Below are 25,875 nucleotides of genomic sequence, written 5' to 3'. Positions count from 1 at the left end.
GGGCCGGAAGCGCGGCGTGGACCGGGACGCACCCCCGACGCCGAGGTGGGCTCGGCAACGACGTCATGGGATCCGAACGGGGCTCAGGGGCAAGGGCCACGGCATCCGAACCGAGCTCAGGAACAAGGGGCACGTGAACCGAACGCGGCTCGGGGACAGGGGCGACGGGTCCCGAACGCGACTCCGGAACATGCGTCACAGGTCCCGAACGCGGCTCGGGAACATGCGTCCCAGGCCCCGAACGCGGCTCAGAAACATAGGCCAGAGGTCCCGAGCAGCGGTCGAGAACGAGGGGCACGGGCCCCGAACACCGCTCGGAAACGAGGACCTCGAAATCCCTCCAGGCCGAATCCCGCCTGCACAGCGGGCCTTGCCCTACCCGAAAAAACGGACATAGCGCGCTATCTTGCTGCGAGTGATCCAGGCCATCGGACTGACCAGCGACCCGCGCAAGGAGCTTCCTCCTGCCGTCGACGACGTCTCCTTCGAGGCCCACGCGGGCCGCGTCACCGCGCTGCTCGGGGCGTCGGGAGCGGGCAAGACGACGGTGCTCAGACTCATGCTCGCACTCCAACGGGGCCGTGGAATCACCTACTTCAGGGGCCGCCCCCTGCACCGCATCGCCCATCCTTCGCGCGAAGTCGGCGTGCTGCTGGGCGACCTCCCCGGGCACCCGGCGCGCACGGTCCGTGGGTATCTGCGCATGCTGTGCGCCGCCGCGGGCGTTCCGGCCCGGCGCGCCGACGAAGTCCTGGAGGTGGTCGGACTCGTCAGCCTGCGCGAGGAACGCCTCGGCACCCTCTCGCGCGGCATGGACCGTCGCCTCGGCCTGGCCTGCGCGCTGCTGGCCGACCCGCACACCCTCGTCCTCGACGGCCCCGCCGAGGGGCTCTCGGGCCGCGAGAGCCGCTGGCTGCACGGCATGCTGCGGGCGCACGCGGCCCAGGGCGGCACGGTCCTGCTGACCACAGCCGACCCGAAGGAGGCCGCGCGCACCGCCGACCGGGTCGTCACGCTGCAGCGGGGCCGACTCGTCGCCGATCAGCATGCCGACGACTTCGCCCGTACCCGGCTGCGCCCCCGCGTCGCCGTCCGCACCCCCCACGCCTCCCGCTTCGCCTCCCTGCTCACCAAGGAGGCGCGCACCGCACACCGTTCCGTCGAGGTCGTACGCGAGAGCGGCAACCGTCTGTCCGTGTACGGCAGTACGTGCGCCGATGTCGGCGAGACCGCGTTCCGTCACGGCATCCTCGTCCACCAACTCGCCGACGAGATCGGGGACATGGGCCCCGGTGCCGGGGTGGGCCCCCGGCCGACCGAACCGCGAACCGGCGAGGTGCCGCACACGTCGGACGTCGAATTGGCCGCTGCCGGTGGCCGTGGGCGCAGGACCACGGCGCCCCAGGTACCGGACGCAGGGTCGGCCACAGTCGCCTCGCAGGAGGCGTCCGCAACAGCCTCGAGCGCATCCGCGGAGGTTCCGCAGGCACGGGCAGGCGTGCCGCGACCGGCCGACGCAGCCACCGCCGGGTCCTCCGCGCAGGCAGCCGCATCGTCGCGTCCGTCGGCCTCCGCTGCCGTCGCCCTCCCCGATCTCCCGCCTCCCATCTCCGTCCGCCCCGCCCCCAGCCCCCTCCGCCCCCTCCGCTACGAACTCCGGCGTGCCCTCGGTGTCGGTACCAGCTTCGTCACCGGCGCCGCCGTGCTCGTGGTGTCGGCCCTCACCGCAGTACTGCTGGCCCGCGTCGGGCACACGCCGCAGGCGCGGCTGATGGCCGGGTGGCCGCAGCAGCTCCCGCTGCCCCCCGCGGCGCTCGGGGCCGGGCTCCTCGGCGCGATCGCGTTCGGCGACGAGTTCCGCCACCCCGCCCTGGCGGCGGATCGCGGCACCGTGCCCCGCCGGCTGGGGCTGCTGGCCGCGAAACTCCTCGTCGCCACCGTCACCGCGCTGGTGCTGGCCGTCCTCACCGTGGGCTGCGACACCGAAGTGCTCTATCTCGTATACGGACCGGAGCTCGCTGAGGTTCCCGCGGACTGGCTTTCGCTGAGCGTGAGTTGGATCGGGCTCATGGTCGGCTGCGCATGGGCCGGAGTCCTCGCGGCGGGCCTCTTCCGGTCCACCACGGCCGGGCTCGCGGCGGTGGTCGCCGTGCCCATCGTCGTCGTACCCCTCGTACAGAAGGTCCTCGAAGGGCCGTCTGTACGGACGGCGGCCGGGTTTCCGCTGCGGGTGCGGGAGCTGCTCCTGTCGCAGTGGCCGTTCGGGGGAGAGCGCTATCTGGAAGCCGTCGCGCGTGTCGTCGCCCAACCCGTCGGCAGCGCCCTGACGTTGTCGCTCACCGCCCTGCTCTGCGCCTACCTGCTCACGACCCTGCGGGGCAGGGTCCGATGACGACCATCCGTGCCGCCTCCGTTCCTGTCGTGCGCACAACTCCCCGGGGGAAGCCCATTTCTTTCCGATAAGGCGTCAATTGCGACGGGGTGAGCGATCACCCTTTCGTGTGCTTTTCACCAAAGACCTCAAGGGAGTTGAGGACGGCGCCGACAAAGGATGCGTGAGTACCCTTGCGCACACCATGATGACCGCCGCCCGCTCCGCAGACTCCGGCCTCGCCGGCCCGGGCGAACTCGACCGCTACCCCTACGCCGAGGCCCCCGTCGCCGACCGCGTCGGCGCCCCCGTCTGGGACGGCGGGGACCCGGAGCTGGGCCGCGTGGGCCGGCGCGCCGCCGGCAGCCGCGGACGCGGGCTGCACGGCCAACTCGTTCAACAGCTCGGCCAGATGATCGTCTCCGGCGACCTGGGCGCCGACCGTCCGCTCGTGCCCGAGGAGATCGGCCAGCGGTTCGAGGTCTCCCGCACCGTCGTCCGAGAGTCGCTCCGTGTCCTGGAGGCCAAGGGCCTGGTCAGCGCCCGTCCGAACGTCGGCACGCGCGTGCGTCCGGTCAGTGACTGGAACCTCCTCGACCCGGACATCATCGAATGGCGGGCCTTCGGACCGCAGCGCGACGACCAGCGCCGGGAGCTCAGCGAGCTGCGCTGGACGATCGAGCCGCTGGCCGCCCGCCTCGCCGCCGGGCACGGGCGCGATGACGTTCAGCAGCGGCTCGGCGACATGGTCGAGATCATGGGCCACGCGATGGGGCAGGGCGACGTGCTCACGTTCTCCCGCGCCGACGCCGAGTTCCACTCGTTGCTCATCCAGGTCGCGGGCAACCGCATGCTGGAGCACCTTTCGGGGATCGTCTCGGCCGCCCTCCAGGTCTCCGGCGGCCCCGTGACGGGCTGCGACCGGCCGAACGAGGCGTCGCTGGCGCAGCACGGCAGGATCGCCGACGCCCTTGCCGCCGGTGACGGCGGGGCCGCCGAGGCGGCCATGCGCCAGCTGCTCACCGTCCACCCCGAGGTCGAGCGCGTGGTGCCCGCGCCCCGCGAGCACTGACCGCGCCACCGGGTGGCGCGGCCGGGATGCCTCCCCCTCCTGTGGCATCTCCCGGTCTGCGCTCCCTCCACCGTCGGACCCGCAGGATCCAGTACGGATCCTGCGGGTCCGACGGTGCGACGAGGCCCTGGAATCGCCGTACAGTGCATGGTTCGGGCCGTGGGCGACCTGTTATGTCTGCGTCTGTCTGTCTTTGATCGGTTACGGGATGTGACTCGGGCCACGCAGATTGGGCGTAACGCTTGGGGAAACAGCGCGATGACCTAAGAGGTGACTGCCGAGGAGGGAATACGGACGCCGCTCCAGGCGCTGTGAATCTTCCCGGCCCCCGCCCGCACCGTCGGCCCAATCCCCAAGCCGGTGGTCGGCTCCTGTCCGCCGTGGACGGGGCCGGAAGCCGTTTTCCAACGTTCCGAGAGGTTGTTCGTGTCGGCCAGCACATCCCGTACGCTCCCGCCGGAGATCGCCGAGTCTGTCTCTGTCATGGCTCTTATCGAGCGGGGAAAGGCTGAGGGGCAGATCGCCGGCGACGATGTGCGTCGGGCCTTCGAAGCTGACCAGATTCCGGCCACTCAGTGGAAGAACGTACTGCGCAGCCTCAACCAGATCCTCGAGGAAGAGGGTGTGACGCTGATGGTCAGTGCCGCGGAGCCCAAGCGCACCCGTAAGAGCGTCGCAGCGAAGAGTCCGGTCAAGCGCACCGCAACGAAGACGGTCGCGGCGAAGACGGCGACTGCCAAGAAGGCCACCGCCACCGCCACGCCCGAGGCGTCCGCCGACGAGCCCGCCGTCGAGGACGACGCCCCCGCCAAGAAGGCCGCTGCCAAGAAGACGACCGCCAAGAAGGCGGCCGCGAAGAAGACCGTCGCCAAGAAGACGGCGGCGAAGAAGACCACCGCAGGCAAGAAGGACGACGCCGAGCTCGTCGAGGAAGAGGTCCTCGAGGACGCCCCCAAGGGCGGCGACGAGCCCGAGGGCACCGAGAGCGCCGGCTTCGTGCTGTCCGACGAGGACGAGGACGACGCGCCCGCGCAGCAGGTCGCGGCCGCCGGTGCCACCGCCGACCCGGTCAAGGACTACCTCAAGCAGATCGGTAAGGTCCCGCTGCTCAACGCCGAGCAGGAGGTCGAGCTCGCCAAGCGCATCGAGGCCGGTCTGTTCGCCGAGGACAAGCTGGCCAACGCCGACAAGCTCGCCCCGAAGCTCAAGCGCGAGCTGGAGATCATCGCCGAGGACGGCCGCCGCGCCAAGAACCACCTCCTGGAGGCCAACCTCCGTCTGGTGGTCTCCCTGGCCAAGCGCTACACCGGCCGCGGCATGCTCTTCCTGGACCTCATCCAGGAGGGCAACCTCGGTCTGATCCGCGCGGTCGAGAAGTTCGACTACACCAAGGGCTACAAGTTCTCCACGTACGCCACCTGGTGGATCCGTCAGGCGATCACCCGCGCCATGGCCGACCAGGCCCGCACCATCCGTATCCCGGTGCACATGGTCGAGGTCATCAACAAGCTCGCGCGCGTCCAGCGCCAAATGCTCCAGGACCTGGGCCGCGAGCCCACCCCGGAGGAGCTGGCCAAGGAACTCGACATGACCCCCGAGAAGGTCATCGAGGTCCAGAAGTACGGCCGCGAGCCCATCTCCCTGCACACCCCCCTGGGCGAGGACGGCGACAGCGAGTTCGGTGACCTCATCGAGGACTCCGAGGCCGTCGTCCCGGCCGACGCGGTCAGCTTCACGCTCCTCCAGGAGCAACTGCACTCCGTCCTCGACACCCTCTCCGAGCGCGAGGCGGGCGTCGTCTCCATGCGCTTCGGTCTCACCGACGGTCAGCCGAAGACCCTCGACGAGATCGGCAAGGTCTACGGCGTGACGCGCGAGCGGATCCGGCAGATCGAGTCCAAGACCATGTCGAAGCTGCGCCACCCGTCGCGGTCCCAGGTGCTGCGCGACTACCTCGACTGAGCCAGATCCACCTCGGCGCCCCTGACCTGCTGCTTTGCGGGTCGGGGGCGCTTTTGTGTGCCGGTGCGACGCTGCCAGCGGCCGACGAGGGTGAGATCGACACCGACAGCTCCTGAACCTGAAGCCGCCGCAGCTCGATCACAAACTGGTCCCGTAGCTGGATCATGACCACCCCCGAGCTGACAGAGGCATGCAAGGGCGATGGTCCCGCGACCGTCGTGACCCCCTGGACACCCAGGCCAGCCGCGACCGCGTCGTCTTCCGCAGTCTGCCGTGTGATGCCCGGGGCGCGACCGTGGCCATGGTCCTGGCGACGCTGCTCGCCCCGGAAGCAGGACCTGCCCCGTGAACGGGATGGCCGAAACCGGATATCGGACGGGAACCGCCCGGGACAATGACGATCGAACTTTCGCACAAGGGCTTGTCATTCTGTATCTGATTCTCGCTTGTGACGTGCTGTTCTGGGTCTTCCTCGTCGGCGGCCTGGCGGCGCGCTACGCCGCCGGCCGGCAGCTTCTGGGCGGTGCACTGCTGCTCTGCGTCCCGCTGATCGACCTCGTGCTCCTGGGCGCCACCGTCCTAAGCATCCGGAACGGTGTGGAGCCGACCGTCTGGCAGGGCCTGTCCGCGGCCTACCTTGGCATCACCGTGGTGTACGGCCACCGCACCGTGCGCTGGGCCGACGCGAGGTTCGCCCGGCGCTTCGGCGGGGACGCCCCTCCGCCGCGTCCCACGTTCTACGGTCGTGCGGCCGTGGTGGACGCGTGGAAGTCCTGGTTCAGGTTCCTGCTGGCCTACGCGATCAGCGTCGGCATGATCTTCGGTCTGGTGGTGCTGGTCGGGGGCCTGGACAAGGGGGCCCCGCTGCTGGTCTGGCTCAACCCGCTCACCAAAGTCCTTGTGTACAGCTTGATCTGGCCTGTGGTGACCACCCTCTGGCCCGGCAAGGCACCGGAGCCGGTGCCGGACAAAGCCGACTGCGGCTGAGCCGGCGTCAGCCCTGGAGACAGGGCCGCGGCCAGTGGCGTTCGCTGAGCACCTTGGTCTGCTCGGCGAGAGCCGCTCACTTGCGCGATTACGTCGCATCCGTCGCATCCGTCGCATCCGTACGACACACAAGGCCCGCCCCCGAGTGGGGGACCGGGCCTTCGTGCTGCCGGGGGGCCGCTCTTCGGGCCGGCGCGCGGGTGCGGGGTCGGGCGGGCTGAATCACTCTGGGTGTCCCACGACCACTCCAGAGTGAGGAGCGTGCATGCGACGTCCCATTATCCGGGCCCTCGCCCGGCCGCTGGTCCTGGCGGCCGTGGCGGCTGCCATACCGTTGGCGTCCGCCGCCCCCGCGGTTGCCGACAGTGTCGTCGTCGGCGGCTTCCCGGTCGATGTGTCCGACAGTCCGTGGACCGTCGCGCTGTCCAGCCGTGACCGGTTCGGGGGTACGCGGGCGGGCCAGTTCTGCGTCGGTGTGGCGGTCGGCCGGACCACCGTGCTCACCGCGGCCCACTGCCTCAGCGAGGAGGTCATGGGCGCACCGCCCCGCCAGGTACGCGACTTCACCGTCATCACAGGCCGTACGGACCTCATGTCCGGCCGGGGCCAGGAGATCCGCGTCCGCGACAGCTGGGTGAACCCGGCCTACGACGATGTCAGCAACGCGGGCGACTTCGCCGTGCTCTCCCTCGCCCAGCCCCTTCCCGCGAGCTCGGTCATCAGGATGGCCCGCGTCGGCGATCCCGCCTACGTGCCCGGGACGCCGGCCCTGGTCTACGGGTGGGGAGACGTCACGGGGGCGGGCGACTACCCGCGCAGCCTGCGGGCGGCACGCGTGCACGTGCTGCCCGACACCCTGTGCAAGCAGGCGTACCCGGGCGGTGGTGACGGCAGATACCAGGCCGCCAGCATGGTCTGCGCCGGGGAACGGGAAGGCGGCCGGGATGCCTGTCAGGGGGACAGCGGAGGGCCCCTGGTCGCCCAGGGGAAGCTGATCGGGCTCGTGTCCTGGGGCACCGGCTGCGGCCGCGCGGGTAGTCCCGGCGTCTACACGCGAGTGTCCGAGGTCGTGCGGAGCCTGGGGTGGCGGGCCGTGGACGCGAGCGCCATGCCGAGGGCTGACAGGGCCTGAGGGCTCGCGAGGCATGAGCACGGGCGGCCGCCCCTGTCCTCAGGGGCGGCCGCCCGTCAACCGGCCTGTGCCGGAGCTGGCTCGTCGTTAATGCGAGGTTCAGCGCTCTTCTTCGGACGCCGATGCGGGAACGGCCGTCAGCCGCTCCGTCTCGTCCTGTATCTCAGCGGCGATCTTCTTGAGTTCCGGCTCGAACTTGCGGCCGTGGTGGGCGCAGAAGAGCAGTTCTCCGCCGCTCAGCAGGACGACACGCACGTACGCCTGGGCGCCGCAACGGTCGCAGCGGTCAGCGGCCGTCAGCGGGCTCGCGGGGGTCAGAACAGTAGTCACGTCGCCTCTTCTCTAGCTCGACGAGCTGTCGTACCAGGGTCAACATCCAACCAGCCCCAAAACGTTCCCGCTCGCGGCTTCTCTCAGAGAGAAATTCTTTCCGGGGCGGCTGGCTGCTGCCGGTTTGGCGGCGAATGTGCCGTAGTGCGTCTTTGTCTTGCTTACGGTTTCGCGCTGTCGGTCAAGGTCGGGTCCCTCCGGCTGGGTTGCCGGTTGTTCATGAGGACGTGCCCGGAGCCTAAATGGTTCATGCCTCGAAGGGAACGTGATATGTGCTTCACTCCAACGAGGGATCGAACACGCATGCGACTCTGGTCTAGTCTGGGTTTCGCACGAGGGTGGCGTTACAACGGCTCTACCAGGCCTCGGTACCCTCTTGACGGCGACCGAAGCCGCGCCCTTACCCACAAGGGCCTCATCTGAAATTCAGCGAGGAGCGAACCGCGTGACCGCCGAGACGTCCGTGCCGTCCACAGCGCTGCTGGCAGGAGCAGACCTGGACGGTTCCAACTACACCGCGCGGCACCTGCTCGTCCTCGAGGGCCTCGAGGCCGTGCGCAAGCGCCCGGGCATGTACATCGGGTCGACCGACAGCCGTGGCCTCATGCACTGCCTCTGGGAGATCATCGACAACTCCGTCGACGAGGCTCTCGGTGGCTACTGCGACCACATCGACGTGATCCTCCACGACGACGGGTCCGTGGAGGTCCGGGACAACGGCCGGGGCATCCCGGTCGACGTCGAGCCCAAGACCGGCCTGTCCGGCGTCGAGGTCGTGATGACCAAGCTGCACGCCGGCGGCAAGTTCGGAGGCGGCTCCTACGCCGCCTCCGGCGGTCTGCACGGCGTGGGCGCCTCCGTGGTGAACGCCCTGTCCGCGCGACTGGACGTCGAGGTGGACCGCAGCGGCCACACGCACGCCATCAGTTTCCGCCGCGGTGTCCCCGGAGCCTTCGCCGCGGACGGCCCGAACGCCAAGTTCGAGACCGGCGGCCTGCGCAAGACCAAGAAGATCCCCAAGACCCGCAACGGCACGCGCGTGCGGTACTGGGCCGACCGACAGATCTTCCTCAAGGACGCCAAGCTGTCCCTGGACACGCTGCACCAGCGCGCCCGCCAGACCGCGTTCCTGGTGCCCGGCCTGACCATCGTCGTCCGCGACGAGCTCGGCCTCGGCGACGGCGGCAGCAAGGGCGAGGAGTCCTTCCGCTTCGACGGCGGCATCAGCGAGTTCTGCGAGTACCTGGCCAGCGACAAGCCGGTGTGCGACGTCCTCCGCTTCTCGGGTCAGGGCACCTTCAAGGAGACCGTCCCGGTCCTGGACGAGCACGGCCAGATGACGCCCACCCAGGTCACCCGTGAGCTCGACGTCGACGTCGCGATGCGGTGGGGCACCGGCTACGACACGACCCTGAAGTCGTTCGTGAACATCATCGCCACCCCCAAGGGCGGCACCCACGTCGCTGGCTTCGAGACGGCCGTGACGAGCACCATGAACGAGGTGCTGCGCACCAAGAAGATGCTGCGCGTCGCCGAGGACGACATCGTCAAGGACGACGCCCTGGAGGGCCTCACCGCGGTCGTCACGGTCCGCCTCGCCGAGCCGCAGTTCGAGGGCCAGACCAAGGAGGTCCTCGGCACCTCGGCGGCCCGGCGCATCGTGAACACCGTGATCGCCAAGGAGCTCAAGGCGTTCCTGACGTCCACGAAGCGGGACGCCGCGGCCCAGGCCCGGGTCGTCATGGAGAAGGCCGTCGCGGCCGCCCGTACGCGCATCGCGGCCCGCCAGCACAAGGACGCGCAGCGCCGTAAGACGGCCCTGGAGTCGTCCTCGCTGCCGGCCAAGCTCGCCGACTGCCGCAGCGACGACGTCGACCGCAGCGAGCTGTTCATCGTCGAGGGAGACTCCGCGCTCGGCACCGCCAAGCTCGCCCGGAACTCCGAGTTCCAGGCGCTGCTGCCGATCCGCGGCAAGATCCTCAACGTCCAGAAGTCGTCCGTCACCGACATGCTCAAGAACGCCGAGTGCGGCGCGATCATCCAGGTCATAGGAGCGGGGTCGGGTCGGACCTTCGACATCGACGCCGCCCGCTATGGCAAGATCATCATGATGACCGACGCCGACGTCGACGGCTCCCACATCCGGACGCTCCTGCTGACGCTGTTCCAGCGCTACATGCGGCCGATGATCGAGGCGGGCCGGGTCTTCGCGGCCGTGCCGCCGCTGCACCGGATCGAGATCGTCCAGCCCAAGAAGGGGCAGGACAAGTACGTGTACACGTACTCGGACCGTGAACTGCGCGACAAGCTCATGGAGTTCCAGAGCAAGGGCATCCGCTACAAGGACTCCATCCAGCGGTACAAGGGTCTCGGTGAGATGGACGCCGACCAGCTGGCCGAGACGACGATGGACCCGCGTCACCGGACCCTGCGCCGGATCAGCCTCACCGATCTGGAGGCCGCCGAGCGGGTCTTCGATCTGCTGATGGGGAACGACGTGGCGCCGCGCAAGGAGTTCATCTCCAGCTCGGCGGCCACGTTGGACCGGTCGCGCATCGACGCGTAGTCGCTGCACAGCGCTGCGCCGGCTTGGGCAGGGGCCGGCTTCGGCTTCGTCTTCGGCCGGATTGGGGTCCCACCCGCACCGCCTGTGCGGCATTGCCGTCGGGTGCGGGTGGCCCCTGTGGGGGCTTCTCGCCCACCGCGGCTGCAGGCCTATCGGCGACATATCACCTGATGGGGTGAAGCCCTCGGAGAACGCGATCCGGGGATCTTTCCGTTCTGTCCATGCTTGGGCATGCACTCAAGCCGCGATCCCTGGTACGACGCCCTCGCCTCCGGATGGGGGGAGTCGGGCGTCGTGGACGTCCCGGAGACTGTTCCGCCGGGCGCGGCCGATGTGTACCTCGAGGTGCAGCGGAGCGCGGCTTTCCAGGAAGTGCGCAGTCGGTACCGGCGGTTTGTGGTGCCGGCTGTTGTGATCTTCCTCTCGTGGTATGCGGCGTACGTCGTGGCCGCCACGACCGCGCCGGAGCTGATGGCCCGGCCCGTGGCGGGTGCCGTGAACGTGGCGATGCTGGCCGGGCTCGGGCAGTTCCTCACCACCTTCCTGCTCACCTGGGCCTACGCCCGTCACGCGCGGCTGCGCCGGGACCGGGCGGCGCTGGAACTGCGCTGGGACACCCAGGAGTTGGCCCGCGTCACCAGGGGAGGTGCCGCGTGACGCACGACCACCAGACGCCGGCGCTGATTCTGTTCAGCCTGTTCGTCGCGATCACGCTGGCGATCACGACCTGGGTGAGCCGCAACCGGCGTGGTTCCGCAGAGGAGTTCTACGCGGGCGGCCGGCTCTTCTCGCCCATGGAGAATGGTTTTGCCATCGCGGGTGACTACATGTCGGCCGCCTCCTTCCTCGGCATCTCCGGGCTCATCGCCCTCTTCGGCTACGACGGGATGCTGTACTCGGTGGGCTTCCTCGTGGCCTGGCTGGTGGTGCTGTTCCTCGTCGCCGAACTCGTGCGCAACTGCGGGCGGTTCACGCTCGCCGACGTGGTCGCCGCGCGAATGCGAGAGCGCCCCGTGCGGATCGCGCTGGGAACTTCCTCGGTCACCGTGTCCGTTCTGTATCTGGTGGCGCAGATGGTGGGCGCGGGCACCCTGGTCGCGCTGCTGCTCGGGGGCAAGGGCGAGGCGGTGCAGGCCTGGACCGTCATCGGCGTCGGCGCGCTCATGGTGATCTATGTGTCGTTGGGAGGGATGCGGGCCACCACCTGGATCCAGATCGTCAAGTCGGTCCTGCTGCTCGGCGGCACCGTGGCGTTGACCGTGCTCGTCCTGCTGCGCTTCCACGGCGACTTCGACCGGCTGCTGGTCACCGCGGCCGAGCGCAGTGGTCACGGCGCGGCGTTCCTGGCACCCGGGCTGAAGTACGGCGTTGACTGGACGGCCCGGTTCGACTTCATCAGCCTCGGCCTCGCGCTGGTGCTGGGCACAGCGGGGCTGCCGCACATCCTGTCCCGCTTCTACACCGTGCCCACCGCTCGCGCGGCACGGCGGTCGGTGGTGTGGGCGATCGGGCTCATCGGCGGCTTCTACCTGATGACGATCGTGCTCGGGTTCGGCGCGGCCGCGATCGTCGGGCCCGAGGCCGTACGCGGGTCGAACGCGGCCGGGAACACGGCAGTTCCGCTGCTCGCCCTCGATCTCGGCGGCGGCGCGGACTCCACGGGAGGAACGGTTCTCTTTGCCATCGTGGCCGCCATCGCCTTCGCCACGATCCTCGCCGTGGTCGCCGGAATCACGCTCGCCTCCTCGGCGTCCGTGGCCCACGACCTGTACGCCTCGCTACGGCCGCGGCGCGCCAAGCCCCGCAACGAAGTTGCCGTGGCGCGTGTCGCGGCGGTCGGCATCGGCGTGGTCGCGATCGCCCTCGGACTGCTGGCCCGCGACCTCAATGTCGCCTTCCTCGTGGGACTCGCCTTCGCCGTCGCCGCGTCCGCCAATCTGCCGGTGCTGCTCTACTCCTTGTTCTGGCGGGACTTCACCACGCGGGGCGCCGTATGGGCCGTCTACGGGGGCCTGATCCCGGCCGTGGTGCTGGTGGCGCTGTCGCCGGTCGTATCGGGCAGCCCCGAATCGCTGTTCCCTGGTGTCGACTTCCAGTACTTCCCCCTGCAGAACCCGGGGCTTGTCTCGATCCCGCTGGGCTTTGTCGCGGGCTGGCTCGGCACGCTCATCTCGTCCGAGGCACCCGACGAGGCCAAGCACGCGGAGGTCGAGGTGCGGTCGCTGACGGGGGCGGGGGCCGCATAGGCCCGATGGTGGAAGCGGTCGGGGACGCTCGCACCGACATGGCAATGGGTCGAGCGGTCGGGTGATACGTTGCGCGGCCCGCATCCGTATGAAGAAGGGGCACGGTTCCTTCCCCCGCCCCCACGGGCCGTGCCTCAGGCGCGGGTCGCCCACACGTAACGGTGTTCCGGGCGACCCGCGTCACCGTACTTGAGGGTGAGCCGGGCCCGCCCCGTACGCTCCAGGAGCTTGAGATAGCGCTGGGCGGTCTGACGGCTCACTCCGGTCCGCTCGGCGATCTCCTGGGCCGACAGCGGGCCTTCGGCGTTCATCAGGGCGCGCCGTACGAGTTCCGCGGTGGTGGGGGAGTGGCCCTTGGGCAGGTCGGGCTCCGAAGACGCCGACAGGGCGCCGAAAATGCGGTCCACCTCGGCCTGCTCCGCCTCGCCGCCGCCGTCCAGGGTGCGGCGCAGTTCGCCGTACGCCTCCAGCTTGGCGCGCAGGCCCGCGAAGGCGAACGGCTTGACCAGGTACTGCAGCGCCCCGTGCCGCATCGCCGCCTGCACGGTCGACACGTCCCGCGCCGCCGTCACCATGATCACGTCGGCCTGGTGGCCGCGCCGGCGCATCTCCTGGACGACCGCGAGGCCCGTCTCGTCGGGCAGATAGTGATCCATGAGGACCAGGTCCACGCGGGGCAGCTCCTCCACCTGGCGAAGCGCTTCGGCCGCGCTGTGCGCCTCGCCGGCCACGTGGAATCCCGGCACCTTCTCGACGTAGGCGGCGTTGACCCGCGCCACGCGCGTGTCGTCGTCCACGACCAGGACCTCGATCATCGCGACTCCTCCTCGGCGACGGTCTGCGCATCTGACGGCACGGCGAGGGCAGGCTCCAGATCCGGCTCGGCCAGTGCTTCGGGCAGGACGACAGTGAACTCCGCGCCGCCGCCGGCCGCCTCGCCCACTGTTGCGGTGCCACCCTGCCGTTCGGCGAACCTGCGCACCAGGGAGAGGCCGATGCCGCGCTCACGGTGAGCCGGGGGCTTCTTGGTGGACCACCCCTCGGTGAAGATCAACTCGCGCTGCTCCTCGGGGATTCCCGGCCCCGTGTCGCGTACCCGGAGGGTCGCTGTCCGCCCCTCGGCACGCAGTTCGACCTCCACGCGCGGGTGCGCCGTGCCCGCGGCGGCGTCCAGAGCGTTGTCCACGAGGTTGCCGACGATCGTGACGAGCCCCCTGGGGTCGATCAGCCGGTCCGGGAGCCCGGTGCGGTCCGAGAGACGCAGCGCGACGCCCCGCTCGGCCGCCACGGTCGCCTTGCCCACCAACAGTGCGGCGAGCAGCGGGTCCTGGATCTTCTCGGCGACCTGCTCGGCGGTTTCCCGGTGGTCGCCGACCACCTCGCCGACGAACTCCACGGCGTCGTCGTACATCTCCAGTTCGAGCAGTCCGAGGAGCGTGTGCATGCGGTTGGCGTGCTCGTGGTCCTGGGCGCGCAGGGCGTCGATCAGCCCGCGCGTGGAGTCGAGCTCCCGGCCGAGCTGCTCCAGCTCGGTGCGGTCGCGCAGGGTGGCGACGGCGCCGCCGTCGTCGGTGGGCATGCGGTTGGCGACCAGGACACGCTGACCGCGGACCGTGAGCAGATCGGTGCCCGTCACCCGGCCGGCCAGCACGTCGGTCGTACGGCCCCCGCCGAGCGCCTCGTCGAGGGACCGGCCGACGGCCTCGTCACCGAGGCCCAGCAGGCGCCGCGCCTCGTCGTTGAGGAGGCGGATGCGGCCGGTGCGGTCCAGGGCGACGACACCCTCCCGGATGCCGTGCAGCATCGCCTCGCGCTCCGCGAGCAGCGCCGAGATGTCGGAGAAGGCCAGGTCGCGGGTCTGCCGCTGGACCCGGCGGGAGATGAGCCAGGCGGCCAGCGCGCCGACCGCCAGGGCGCCGCCCGCGTAGGCGAGCAGCCCCGGGATCGCGTGCAGCAGACGGGCCCGCACGCTGTCGTAGGCGATACCGACCGAGACGGCTCCGATGATCCTGCCGTCGTCGTCGCGCAGCGGCACCTTGCCGCGGGCGGTGCGGCCCAGGGTCCCGTCGTCGATCTGCATGACCTCGTGGCCGGCGAGGGCCTGGCCCGGGTCGGTCGAGACGATTCTGCCGACCTCGCCCGGGGTGGGGTGGGACCAGCGCACCCCGCGCCGGTCCATCACGACGACGTACTCGGCCTTGGTGGCCTCGCGGATCCGCTCCGCCTCCCGCTGGACCGGCCCGCCGGTGGTCGCGGGGGTGTTCGCCAGGTCCTCGGCGATATCCGGCTGTGCCGCGGTGGTCTGCGCGATCGACAGCGCGCGCCGCATCGCCTGGTCGTCCAGCTGATCGCTGAGCGGGGCGAGAAACAAACCGGTCGCGAGCACCGCGACTCCCGCGGCGATCGCCACCTGCATCAGCAGCACCTGCGCGAACATCCGCCGGGGCAGAGCGAGGCGCAGGCGACGTGCGGAGGGAGTGCGGCTCATACCCATGACGGTACGTGGGCGTGTCGGCGCCGCTGGAGGGGTGTGGCGTGGATCTCTTGATCAATGTCGGGCCGCCGGTCCACCGGACGGTGGGCCGGCGCCCCTGATCAGCCGGCGACTGCCGTTGTCACGGTGAGCTCACGCACCGCCACGACGTCCATCCGCGCGGGTGAGCCGAGCACCGAACCGCAGCTCTCGGGCCGTGGCGGCACGGACGCCTCCTGTGCGACGACGACCCGCCAGTGGCGCCCGTCCACGTGCGCGACCGTCACTTCCCACCGCGGGGCCGCGCCGTCCGTGCGCACGACACTCAGGGCTTCGGCGGCGTACACACCCGCGGCCGAGCGCACGGCCAGCTCGGCCGCCTGGCCCGGTCGCTCCCAGGCCGAGTTCCCGCGGCACCCCTGCACGACGATCCGGCCCTCCTGAACGCTGTGCAGGACCTCTTTGACGGCGTGGGCCTGCGCCCGCCCGTAGGCATAGCCGTACGGCAGCACGAGCAACGTCGGTGAGAACCGGTGGCCGCCCAGATGGGTGACCTCCCAGACGCCGTCCACGCCGGAGGCGGCGAGCTCGGCGGCGAGAGGGCGGCCGAGGAGCGCGCAGCAGCGGTCGCGCTTGCCGTTGGTGCACACGAGCGCGAGCGGGCCCCTGGTGTGGGGCTGCCCCTGGAGCGCCGAGCCGAAGGAGCGGTGGTCGCCCTTGCCGAGCGCGGCGAAGTCCAGGTCGAGCAGCTGCCGGGGGTCGCGGGTGGTGGCGGAGTGCAGCCATACGTTGCCGGGTGCGGTGTGGGCCGCGTAGACCCGGCGCTCGGCCAGGGTCCCGCAGTCGGCGTGCCGGCCGGGGCGGCGGATCAGCGCGATCCGCACGCCCGTGCCCTGCGCGGCCGCCTCCAGGGCACGGCCCAGAGCGGGATCCAGGTGGCTCTGCGTGAGCGCCTTGGCACCCCACGGGCCGGGCTGCTCGAGCAACAGCCAGGTCGTCGCGGTCGCCGCAGTCCCCGCGATGGGCTCGTCGAGGTCCTGCGAGACGGTTGAGCACGTACTCACAGAGGTGAGCCTAACCTGACTTGTGTGGCGGTGGCGGCTCGAGGGGCTGACACACGTGTGGCCTGGAGCCGTTCTGGCGCCAGGCCTCATCGGTGGAGATCGAGCAGTGACGGGGTGCCGGCTGCTCGCCGGGTCGGTGGCCCGGCTCGCTCAACGGTTGCGCGCGGGCCGGGGAGCGTGACGGTACGGGTCTGGGGTGGACGCGTGCTCGTGCGGTGGGCTCAGGCGTCGGGGATGTCTGCCTTGGCGCGGATGAGAGTCTCCCGGCTGACGATGACGATGCGCTCGTAGTCGGCGCGGGCGGCATCGGCGGGCAGTTCCGGGTCAAGCGCCTCGGTGGCCTCGGTGCCGATCACGGCGAAATTCCCGTCGCTGAGTTCGAACACGTCCGGGCAGTTGGCTCCTGAGTTACTGCCTCGGGCGCTCGGAGGCACACCGATACGGCGCACGATTTTCAAGGGTTACCGTTCCTTACCAAAGATCTGGGCACAGTGGTGGAACAGAAACTACTGGAAGGCTACCGGGTTTGGTGGGTCGTTCGCGGCGGCATGGGCAAAAGTCACCCGCTCGTGCCTGAGGGGCGGCAGCTTGATCGGAGACGTGGTAATGGCCGTCAGCCGGACGGCGGTTCGCCCACAACCCACCACTCGTCCGTATCGGCCTCGTCGAGGTCCCTGACCAGGCCGTCGACCATACGTCCGATTTTCGCTTCCTCGGACGATTCATTGAGGGTCGCGCGCTGAGCCTTTGACGCCGTCCAGTATTCGCGGAACACGGGGCTCTGAAAGAACTCGCGCAGATATTCGTACAACTCATCCCGATCCAGGATTCCCGCCCGGTAAAGGTGGTAGAGGTGGACGTACCACGCATTGGCATAGAAAAACTGCCGCCGCTTCTCCGCTGGGATGCTTTTGTCGTAGGTGTCGATCACAGCCGCCAGTGAAGGATCGTCGATCGCTCGGGCCAGTAACTCCCAGTGCATGCGCTGCTGGTGAGCGAGCGCCTTTCGGCGGACTGCCAACTCCTCGAGTGCCAGTCGCCTCTCCTCCAGGCGTGCCGCGTCGAGGCGACGCTGACGCGACGCCAGCGTGGCCGTGGCGAGCAGCAGGCTCAGTGCGGCCGAGCCCAGCCTCCTCGCCGAGTGCTTCCGTGTGGCCATGTCAATTACCCCCGATCAAACGGCCGTCCGCCGGTCGTCGGGGTGCGGGTCGACTGGAGGGGACCGGCGAGCCGTGGGCGGCGCGTGCCATCTCCCAGAGTGCCGAGCGGCTCTGATCGGCGGGGAGGCGGAGAGGCGGCGCACGGAGGGAAGCGAGGGTCGCACGCTCCAGCGCCATGCCCAACGTCTGCCCGGCAAGTGCTGCTAACAATCGTTCACTTCGCAGTGATTCTTCCGGCTCGTATCCTGGGGCGGCATTCAATCTTCGTACGCGCGCCGACCTCGTGAGCCGGTGCACCCGTCGGCGTGAGAGAGGTCGCACATTGAGCCAGTCGAGCCGCGGTCCGCAGCAGGTTCCGGTCGTCGTCCTCGCCGGATTCCTTGGTTCCGGCAAGACGACTCTGCTCAACCACCTCCTTCACCGCAGCGGCGGCACCCGCATCGGCGCCATCGTCAACGACTTCGGTGCCATCGAGATCGACGCCATGGCCGTCGCCGGCGCGCTCGGCGACTCCACGGTCTCTCTCGGGAACGGCTGCCTGTGCTGTGCCGTCGACTCCAGTGAGCTGGACGTCTACCTGGAGCGGCTCGCCCGGCCCGGCACCGGCATCGACGTCATCGTCATCGAGGCCAGCGGGCTCGCCGAGCCCCAGGAACTCGTGCGCATGGTGCTCGCCAGCGAGCACCCGGGCATCGTGTACGGCGGACTCGTCGAGGTCGTCGACGCCGCCGAGTTCGAGGACACGCGCGCCAAGCACCCCGAGATCGACCGGCATCTCGCCCTCGCCGACCTCGTTGTCGTCAACAAGCTGGATCGTGCGGAGGACGGGGAGCGCGTCATCGGGCTGGTCCGCGAGCTCACCGACGGCGCCGCCGTCGTCCCCGCCGCCTACGCCCGTATCGACCCCGAGTTCCTCTTCGACTGCCGGCCCGGCGAGGAGCGCATCGGGCAGCTGTCCTTCGACGACCTGCATGGGCACGATGAGCCTCATCAGGACCACACCGGCCACCTGCACACCGGCTACGACAGCCTCTCCTTCACCTCCGAGACCCCCCTCGACCCGCGCCGGCTGATCGCCTTCCTCGACAGCAGGCCTCAGGGGCTGTACCGGATCAAGGGCTATGTCGACTTCGGACCGCACGACACCGTGAACCGCTACGCCGTGCACGCTGTCGGGCCGTTCCTGCGCTTCTACCCTGAGCCCTGGCCGGCCGCCGACGCCCGCCTCACCCAGCTCGTGCTCATCGGCTCCGGCATCGACACCGCTGCCCTGGCCAAGGAGCTGGAGGCGTGCAAGAGCGACGCCCCACACGCCGACGAGCACGGCATGTGGGGCGTCCTGCGCTACGTACAGGACCCGGAGGACGGGGCCTTCGAGGAGGCCTAGACCGGGCCGGCCACCACCGACACCGTCTTCGGCAGCGACACCCCCGAGCCGTCACGGCGCGGGTCGATCTCCGGGAGGTCGGCCGGCGTGCCGTTCTTCTGTGCGGCTCGTGCCGGGACGGCGCCCGCCCAGGCCAGGGCCAGGCAGTCCTCGCCCTTGAGGAACCGCTGGCAGCGCACGCCTCCGGTGGCGCGGCCCTTGCGGGGGTACTGGTCGAACGGCGTCAGCTTGGCCGTCGTCTGGACCGAGTCGTCCAGCGTGCCGCGCGAGCCCGCGACCGTGAACACCACCGCGTCGACCGCCGGGTCCACGGCCGTGAAGGAGATCACCTTCGCGCCCTCGGTGAGCTTGATGCCCGCCATACCGCCGGCCGCGCGGCCCTGCGGGCGGACCTGCGAGGCCTGGTAGCGCAGCAGCTGTGCGTCGTCCGTGATGAAGACCAGGTCCTCCTCACCCGTGCGCAGCTCGATCGCGCCGACGATCCGGTCGCCCTCCTTCAGGGTGATGACCTCCAACTCGCCCTTGTTGGTCGGGTAGTCGGGCACCACGCGCTTGACGACACCTTGTTCCGTGCCGATCGCCAGGCCGGGGGAGGACTCGTCGAGCGTGGTCAGGCAGACCAGGGTCTCGTCGCCCTCCAGCGAGACGAACTCCGACAGGGGCGCGCCGCCCGAGAGGTTCGGCCGCGCCGCGGTCTCCGGCAGCTGCGGCAGATCGACGACGTTGATCCGCAGCAGCCGGCCCGTGGACGTCACCGCGCCCACCTCGCCGCGGGCCGTGGCCGGCACCGCCGAGATGATCACGTCGTGCTTGGAGCGCTTCGCCTCGCCGTCCTCCCCGAACGGGTCGCCGTTCGCCGTACGGGCCAGCAGACCCGTCGAGGACAGCAGCACCCGGCACGGGTCGTCCGCCACCTGAAGCGACACGGTGGCGACCGGCGAACCCGCCGACTCCAGCAGGACCGTACGCCGTTCGGTACCGAACTTCTTGGCGACCGAGGCCAGTTCCGCGGAGACCAGCTTGCGCAGCTCCGCGTCCGAGTCGAGGATCCGCGTCAGCTCGGCGATCTCCCCGTTCAGCCGCTCCTTCTCCGCCTCCAGCTCGATGCGGTCGTACTTGGTGAGACGGCGCAGCGGCGTGTCGAGGATGTACTGGGTCTGGACCTCGCTCAGCGAGAAGCGCTCCATCAGGCGCTCCTTCGCCTGCGCGGAGTTCTCGCTGGAGCGGATCAGGCGGATGACCTCGTCGATGTCCAGCAGCGCCGTGAGCAGGCCCTCGACCAGGTGCAGGCGGTCGCGGCGCTTGGTGCGGCGGAACTCGCTGCGGCGCCGGACGACCTCGAAGCGGTGGTCGAGGTAGACCTCCAGCAGCTCCTTCAGGCCCAGGGTGAGGGGCTGGCCGTCGACCAGCGCGACATTGTTGATGCCGAAGGACTCCTCCATCGGCGTCAGCTTGTACAGCTGCTCCAGGACCGCCTCCGGCACGAAGCCGTTCTTGATCTCGATGACCAGGCGCAGGCCGTGCTCGCGGTCAGTGAGGTCCTTGACGTCGGCGATGCCCTGCAGCTTCTTCGAGCCGACCAGGTCCTTGATCTTGGCGATCACCTTCTCCGGGCCGACCGTGAAGGGCAGTTCGGTGACGACGAGACCCTTGCGGCGGGCGGTCACGGTCTCGATCTCGACCGTGGCGCGGATCTTGAAGGTGCCGCGGCCCGTCTCGTACGCGTCCCGGATGCCGGCCAGGCCGACGATCCGGCCACCGGTGGGCAGGTCGGGGCCCGGGACGTGCTTCATCAGGGTTTCCAGATCCGCGTTCGGGTGGCGGATCAGGTGGCGGGCGGCCGCGATGACCTCGGAGAGGTTGTGCGGCGGCATGTTCGTGGCCATGCCGACAGCGATGCCCGACGCGCCGTTGACCAGGAGGTTCGGGAAGGCGGCCGGCAGCGCCACCGGCTCCCGCTCCTGGCCGTCGTAGTTGGGCGTGAAGTTGACCGTGTCCTCGTCGATCGACTCGGTCATCAGGCTGGTCGCATCGGCCTGCCGGCACTCGGTGTACCGCATGGCGGCCGGCGGGTCGTCGTTGCCCAGGGACCCGAAGTTGCCGTGGCCGTCGACCAGCGGGACGCGCATCGAGAAGGGCTGGGCCATGCGCACCAGGGCGTCGTAGATCGACGCGTCGCCGTGCGGGTGCAACTTACCCATGACCTCGCCGATGACGCGGGCGCACTTCACATAGCCGCGGTCGGGGCGCAGGCCCATCTCGTTCATCTGGTACACGATGCGACGGTGCACCGGCTTGAGGCCGTCGCGGGCGTCCGGCAGGGCGCGGGAGTAGATGACCGAGTACGCGTACTCGAGGAAGGAGCCCTGCATCTCGTCGACGACGTCGATGTCGAGGATCTTCTCCTCGTACGAGTCCTCGGGCGGCGGGTTCTTCGTGCTGCGGCGGGCCATCGCTGCCGGCTCCTCTGGTTCTGGTCGCTCGAGCGTGTGCGGATCTGACGCGGACCATTGTGGACCGCGGCACTGACAACCACCGACCAGGACCCGATGTTGGGCTCCGACCCGGCATCGCAGAAGTGTCGCCGACGCCGGGCCTCCACCGCGACAGAGAGGCGGGGCAAGAAGCGAACATCACTGTCCGGGACCGTGCTTGCGACCGGACGGGCCGAAGGCAAGCGCGCGCCGCGAGACCGTTCACCCGCCGGAGTGATCGGCGGGCACCGTGCCAGGTCGCGGGGTGTGCCGGCCCGCGTGAGCCCCCTGAGCCCGGTCGGGGCGTGCCGGGCCCACCCCGCTCGGCAGGGCCGCGGGACGGGACGACGAGCCGTGCTTGAGGGCCGTCGCGCGTGTCGTCGCGGGCCCGCACGCACCCGCATACCGGCACGGCGTTCTGACCGGGAACTTCGCCGACCCTTCGGACGCTGCATACAGTGGCAGGAACTGAGCACGAACCGCTCGACACAACGCAGTGCACGCGACCGGAAGGACACCTTGCCCATGGGTCACACGGCCACACCGGAGGCACAATCCGGCGGCCTCACCGCCACGGAGCACCGCCTGGCCAACGGCCTGCGCGTGGTGCTCTCCGAGGACCACCTCACGCCGGTCGCCGCGGTCTGCCTCTGGTACGACGTCGGCTCCCGCCACGAGGTCAAGGGCCGTACCGGACTCGCCCACCTCTTCGAGCACCTGATGTTCCAGGGCTCGAGCAGCGTGAAGGGCACGGGCCACTTCGAGCTCGTCCAGGGTGCGGGCGGCTCGCCGAACGGCACCACGAGCTTCGAGCGCACCAACTACTTCGAGACCATGCCCGCCCACCAGCTGGAGCTCGCGCTCTGGCTGGAGGCCGACCGCATGGGCAGCCTCCTGGTGGCGCTCGACGAGGAGGGCCTGGAAAACCAGCGCGACGTCGTCAAGAACGAGCGCCGGCAGCGCTACGACAACGTCCCGTACGGCACGGCGTTCGAGAAGCTGACCGCCCTGTCGTACCCCGACGGGCACCCCTACCACCACACGCCGATCGGCTCGATGGCCGACCTGGACGCGGCCAGCCTGGAGGACGCCCGCGCGTTCTTCCGCACCTACTACGCGCCCAACAACGCCGTCCTGTCGATCGTCGGCGACATCGACCCGGCGCAGACGCTCGCCTGGGTCGAGAAGTACTTCGGCTCCATCGAGTCCCACGACGGCAAGCCCGCCCCCCGCGACGGCTCGCTGCCCGAGACCATCGGCGAACAGCTGCGCGAGGTCGTCGAGGAGAACGTCCCCGCGCGCGCGATGATGGCCGCCTACCGGCTCCCGACGGACGGCACGCGCGAGTGCGACGCGGCCGACCTGGCGCTGACCGTCCTCGGCGGTGGCGAGTCCTCCCGCCTCTACAACCGTCTCGTACGCCGTGACCGTACGGCCGTGGCGGCCGGGTTCGGCCTGCTGCGCCTGGCCGGGGCGCCCTCGCTGGGCTGGCTGGACGTGAAGACGTCCGGCGACGTCGAGGTCCCGGTCATCGAGGCGGCCGTCGACGAGGAGCTCGCCCGCTTCGCGCAGGAGGGCCCCACCGCCGAGGAGATGGAGCGCGCGCAGGCCCAGCTGGAGCGCGAGTGGCTGGACCGGCTCGGCACGGTCGCGGGCCGCGCCGACGAACTGTGCCGGTACGCCGTCCTGTTCGGCGACCCGCAGCTCGCCTTCACCGCCGTGCAGCGCGTCCTCGACGTCACCGCTCAGGAGGTCCAGGCGGTCGCCCAGGCGCGTCTGCGTCCCGACAATCGCGCGGTGCTGGTGTACGAGCCGGTCGCCGACGAGGCCGAGGACCTGGAAGCCGCCGCCGACGGGGCCGCACCCGCCGGGACCACCGACGAGAACGAGGAGTCGGCGCAGTGACCGAGCTCGCCAGCATGGAGTTCCACCCGCAGCCCCAGGCGGGTCAGGCCCGGCCCTGGGCGTTTCCGGCACCGGAGCGCGGGAAGCTGGACAACGGCCTGACGGTCCTGCGCTGCCACCGCCCCGGCCAGCGCGTCGTCGCCGTCGAGGTCCTCCTGGACACGCCACTGGAGGCCGAGCCGAAGGGCCTGGACGGCATCGCCACGATCATGGCGCGCGCCTTCTCGGAGGGCACCGACAAGCACACCGCCGAGGAGTTCGCCGCCGAGCTGGAGCGCTGCGGCGCCACGCTCGACGCGTACGCCGACCACCCCGGCGTCCGCGTCAGCCTCGAGGTGCCCGTCTCCCGGCTGCCGAAGGCGCTCGGCCTGCTCGCCGACGCGCTCAGGGCGCCCGGTTTCGAGGACGCCGAGGTGGAGCGCCTGGTGCGCAACCGCCTCGACGAGATCCCGCACGAGCTGGCCAACCCCTCGCGCCGCGCCGCCAAGGAGCTGTCCAGGCAGCTGTTCCCGGCGACCTCGCGCATGTCCCGCCCGCGCCAGGGCACCGAGGACACGGTCGCCGGCATCGACTCCGCGGGCGTACGCGCCTTCTACGAGCGGCATGTGCGCCCGGCGACGTCCACCGTCGTGGTCGTCGGCGACCTCACCGGCGTCGACCTCGACGCCCTGCTCGGCGACACCCTGGGCGCCTGGACCGGCTCTTCGGCCCAGCCCCGGCCGGTCCCGCCGGTGACCGCCGACGACAGCGGGCGCGTCGTCATCGTGGACCGCCCCGGTGCCGTCCAGACGCAGCTGCTGATCGGTCGCGTGGGCCCCGACCGGCACGACCGCGTCTGGCCCGCACAGGTGCTCGGCACGTACTGCCTGGGCGGCACCCTCACCTCCCGCCTGGACAAGGTCCTGCGCGAGGAGAAGGGCTACACCTACGGTGTGCGCGCGTTCGGGCAGGTCCTGCGCTCCGCCCCGGACGGCTCGGGAGCGGCGATGCTCGCCATCAGCGGCTCCGTGGACACGCCGAACACCGGTCCTGCCCTGGACGACCTCTGGAAGGTCCTGCGCGGTGTCGCCGACGGGGGACTCACCGACGCCGAGCGGGACTTCGCCGTGCAGAACCTCGTCGGGGTGGCGCCGCTGAAGTACGAGACCGCCGCGGCCGTGGCGAGCACGCTGGCCGACCAGGTCGAGCAGAACCTGCCCGACGACTTCCAGGCGACGCTGTACCAGCAGCTCGCCGCCACCGGCACCGTCGAGGCGACCGCTGCGGCCGTGAGCGCCTTCCCGGTCGACCGCCTGGTGACGATCCTCGTCGGCGACGCGGCCGAGATCCGGGAGCCCGTCGAGGCCCTCGGCATCGGCGAAGTCAGCGTCGTGGCGGCCGAGTAGGGGACTGGCGCGGCGCCGGAGACGGCCGCACGCGTAGAGGCCCTGGTGACGGAAGACTCACCAGGGCCCCTTTATGCCCGAATTGAGGGAGAGGTTGCCTGTCTGACCTGTGGGATGCACTACAAAAGGCAGGATCCGTTTGGGGATTGAAAGATGCCCCGTTTAGCGTCTTCCGGGCTGTCCGTCAGGCACTGCGCCGCGCCCGCGGCACCGGACAGCCATCGCCGAGTCCCCGTACGGCGCGAGCCAGGGGAGCCGGGGACCCATCGAAGTCCCTGGGGTGAATCGGACGCCCGCGCAGCCGCGAGGGGGTCCGTAGGAGACCTTCCTGCTCCGAACCCGTCAGCTAACCCGGTAGGCGAGAAGGAAGGAAAGGACCAGCCACTTCATGGCGTTCACCTGCGCCACCGGGAAGCGTCCCGCGGGGAAGCACCGTCGTCCCAGCCGCTTCGAACGCACCACCGCCCGCGCCGCGGGCGTCGCCGCACTCACCGCCACCGGCGTGATCGGCACCCTGGCCGCCCCGGCGCTCGCCGCCGAACCGGCCGTCGAACAGACCGGCCTCATCCCGGTCGTCTCCGTCGAGAACTCGATCGCCGACCAGATCGACGCCCAGGCCGCCGCCCAGGAGCAGGCCGCCAAGGAGACCGCGGCCCGCAAGAAGGCCGCCGAGGAGGCCGCACGCAAGAAGGCGGCCGCGAAGGCGAAGAAGGAGCGCGAGGCCAAGGAGCGCGCCGCCCGCGAGGCCGAGCGCAAGCGCCTGCTGTCCTACGTCGCCCCGATCTCCGGCTCGTACGTCTCCACGGGCTACAAGACCGGCGGCGCCCTCTGGTCCTCCGGCAGCCACACCGGCGTCGACTTCCATGCCGCCAGCGGCACCTCGGTCCACTCGGTGGCCGCCGGCGCCGTCGTGGAGGCCGGCTGGGACGGGTCGTACGGCAACCAGGTCGTGATCAAGATGAACGACGGCACCTACACCCAGTACGGCCACATGTCGTCCATAGCCGTCTCGGTGGGGCAGACCGTCACCCCCGGTCAGCAGATCGGTCTGTCCGGCGCCACCGGCAACGTCACCGGGCCGCACCTGCACTTCGAGGCCCGCACGACGCAGGAGTACGGCTCCGACATCGACCCCGTCGCCTACCTGCGCTCGCACGGCGTGAACCTCTGACGCCCCACCTCTGACGCTCACACCGCGTCTTCCGAAAGCCCCGGCTCCCCGAGCCGGGGCTTTCGGCGTTTCGAACGGCCCGCTGTCCAAAAAATATCCATGGATTCCGGCCCGCCGTCGGAAATTCCGGCCGGTTGCAATAGAGTCACTGAACACACGTCATTCGTCGACGTTTCACGGGGATTAAGGC

At 70.3% G+C, this 25,875-nt stretch carries 19 protein-coding genes and 1 riboswitch; of the genes, 12 read left to right on the top strand and 7 right to left on the bottom strand.

Annotated elements, in window-relative coordinates:
- The first annotated feature begins 415 nt into the window (after positions 1–415).
- From OHT51_RS10690 to OHT51_RS10670, 5 genes are all read left to right on the top strand, one after another.
- Entirely contained in the window at positions 416–2,392 is a 1,977-nt protein-coding gene (locus OHT51_RS10690; protein ID WP_328878682.1) for an ABC transporter ATP-binding protein, read from the top strand.
- Positions 2,393–2,555: 163 nt separating this feature from the next.
- A complete protein-coding gene (locus tag OHT51_RS10685; protein ID WP_328878681.1) occupies positions 2,556–3,443 on the top strand; it encodes a FadR/GntR family transcriptional regulator in 888 nt (295 codons plus the stop codon).
- Between the two features lie 426 nt (positions 3,444–3,869).
- Entirely contained in the window at positions 3,870–5,405 is a 1,536-nt protein-coding gene (locus tag OHT51_RS10680; protein WP_328878680.1) for an RNA polymerase sigma factor, read from the top strand.
- Between the two features lie 345 nt (positions 5,406–5,750).
- Positions 5,751–6,392 carry a hypothetical protein gene (locus OHT51_RS10675; RefSeq protein WP_328878679.1) on the top strand — a complete coding sequence of 214 codons (642 nt, stop codon included), beginning with the start codon at positions 5,751–5,753 and terminating at the stop codon, positions 6,390–6,392.
- A gap of 265 nt (positions 6,393–6,657) precedes the next feature.
- The gene (locus OHT51_RS10670; RefSeq protein WP_328878678.1) at positions 6,658–7,524 is read left to right on the top strand and encodes a S1 family serine peptidase; all 867 of its coding nucleotides are present in this window, start codon (positions 6,658–6,660) and stop codon (positions 7,522–7,524) included.
- Positions 7,525–7,623: 99 nt separating this feature from the next.
- Here the strand turns inward: OHT51_RS10670 and OHT51_RS10665 are convergent, their stop codons facing one another.
- Positions 7,624–7,854: a DUF7455 domain-containing protein gene (locus OHT51_RS10665; RefSeq protein WP_053848812.1), complete on the bottom strand. Its 231-nt coding sequence runs from the start codon at positions 7,852–7,854 to the stop codon at positions 7,624–7,626.
- Between the two features lie 445 nt (positions 7,855–8,299).
- On the opposite strand from OHT51_RS10665, the gene OHT51_RS10660 reads away from it, so the two are divergent.
- The 3 genes from OHT51_RS10660 (at position 8,300) to OHT51_RS10650 (ending at position 12,666) form a co-directional block, all read left to right on the top strand.
- Positions 8,300–10,420 (top strand): DNA gyrase/topoisomerase IV subunit B, encoded by a 2,121-nt coding sequence (locus OHT51_RS10660; RefSeq protein WP_328878677.1) that lies wholly within the window; start codon positions 8,300–8,302, stop codon positions 10,418–10,420.
- A 231-nt stretch (positions 10,421–10,651) separates the two neighbouring features.
- On the top strand, positions 10,652–11,077 hold the full coding sequence (locus OHT51_RS10655; RefSeq protein WP_328878676.1) for a DUF485 domain-containing protein: 426 nt from the start codon (positions 10,652–10,654) through the stop codon (positions 11,075–11,077).
- Positions 11,074–12,666, top strand: a complete 1,593-nt coding sequence (locus tag OHT51_RS10650) for a solute symporter family protein (RefSeq protein WP_328878675.1) — start codon at positions 11,074–11,076, stop codon at positions 12,664–12,666. The genes OHT51_RS10655 and OHT51_RS10650 overlap by 4 nt, the downstream gene beginning before the upstream one ends.
- 134 nt (positions 12,667–12,800) lie before the next feature.
- Here OHT51_RS10650 and OHT51_RS10645 read toward each other — a convergent pair whose 3' ends face one another.
- The 5 genes from OHT51_RS10645 to OHT51_RS10625 form a co-directional block, all read right to left on the bottom strand.
- Positions 12,801–13,481 carry a response regulator gene (locus OHT51_RS10645; protein ID WP_328422538.1) on the bottom strand — a complete coding sequence of 227 codons (681 nt, stop codon included), beginning with the start codon at positions 13,479–13,481 and terminating at the stop codon, positions 12,801–12,803.
- Positions 13,478–15,154 (bottom strand): sensor histidine kinase, encoded by a 1,677-nt coding sequence (locus OHT51_RS10640; protein ID WP_328878674.1) that lies wholly within the window; start codon positions 15,152–15,154, stop codon positions 13,478–13,480. The genes OHT51_RS10645 and OHT51_RS10640 overlap by 4 nt, the downstream gene beginning before the upstream one ends.
- A gap of 107 nt (positions 15,155–15,261) precedes the next feature.
- A complete protein-coding gene (locus OHT51_RS10635) occupies positions 15,262–16,203 on the bottom strand; it encodes a sucrase ferredoxin (RefSeq protein WP_328878673.1) in 942 nt (313 codons plus the stop codon).
- Positions 16,204–16,424: 221 nt separating this feature from the next.
- A complete protein-coding gene (locus tag OHT51_RS10630; protein ID WP_328878672.1) occupies positions 16,425–16,661 on the bottom strand; it encodes a hypothetical protein in 237 nt (78 codons plus the stop codon).
- Between the two features lie 155 nt (positions 16,662–16,816).
- Positions 16,817–17,362 carry a DUF6082 family protein gene (locus tag OHT51_RS10625; RefSeq protein ID WP_328878671.1) on the bottom strand — a complete coding sequence of 182 codons (546 nt, stop codon included), beginning with the start codon at positions 17,360–17,362 and terminating at the stop codon, positions 16,817–16,819.
- A 323-nt stretch (positions 17,363–17,685) separates the two neighbouring features.
- Here OHT51_RS10625 and OHT51_RS10620 point away from each other — a divergent pair, with 323 nt between their 5' ends.
- Positions 17,686–18,750 (top strand): CobW family GTP-binding protein, encoded by a 1,065-nt coding sequence (locus tag OHT51_RS10620; RefSeq protein WP_328878670.1) that lies wholly within the window; start codon positions 17,686–17,688, stop codon positions 18,748–18,750.
- Here the strand turns inward: OHT51_RS10620 and OHT51_RS10615 are convergent.
- Positions 18,747–21,203, bottom strand: a complete 2,457-nt coding sequence (locus OHT51_RS10615) for a DNA gyrase/topoisomerase IV subunit A (protein WP_328878669.1) — start codon at positions 21,201–21,203, stop codon at positions 18,747–18,749. The genes OHT51_RS10620 and OHT51_RS10615 overlap by 4 nt on opposite strands.
- Before the next feature lie 546 nt (positions 21,204–21,749).
- Between OHT51_RS10615 and OHT51_RS10610 the strand changes: the two genes are divergently transcribed.
- The 3 genes from OHT51_RS10610 to OHT51_RS10600 all read left to right on the top strand — a co-directional run bounded on the left by OHT51_RS10610 (position 21,750) and on the right by OHT51_RS10600 (position 25,685).
- The gene (locus tag OHT51_RS10610) at positions 21,750–23,129 is read left to right on the top strand and encodes a M16 family metallopeptidase (protein WP_328878668.1); all 1,380 of its coding nucleotides are present in this window, start codon (positions 21,750–21,752) and stop codon (positions 23,127–23,129) included.
- On the top strand, positions 23,126–24,514 hold the full coding sequence (locus tag OHT51_RS10605; RefSeq protein WP_328878667.1) for a M16 family metallopeptidase: 1,389 nt from the start codon (positions 23,126–23,128) through the stop codon (positions 24,512–24,514). The genes OHT51_RS10610 and OHT51_RS10605 overlap by 4 nt, the downstream gene beginning before the upstream one ends.
- Before the next feature lie 212 nt (positions 24,515–24,726).
- A riboswitch (cyclic di-AMP (ydaO/yuaA leader) is annotated at positions 24,727–24,889 on the top strand.
- Positions 24,890–24,902: 13 nt separating this feature from the next.
- Positions 24,903–25,685, top strand: a complete 783-nt coding sequence (locus OHT51_RS10600) for a M23 family metallopeptidase (RefSeq protein WP_328878666.1) — start codon at positions 24,903–24,905, stop codon at positions 25,683–25,685.
- Positions 25,686–25,875 lie beyond the last annotated feature (190 nt).

The sequence above is a fragment of the Streptomyces sp. NBC_00299 genome, from assembly GCF_036173045.1.
GTDB lineage: Bacteria > Actinomycetota > Actinomycetes > Streptomycetales > Streptomycetaceae > Streptomyces > Streptomyces machairae.
This window is presented reverse-complemented; position numbering and strand designations above follow the sequence as displayed.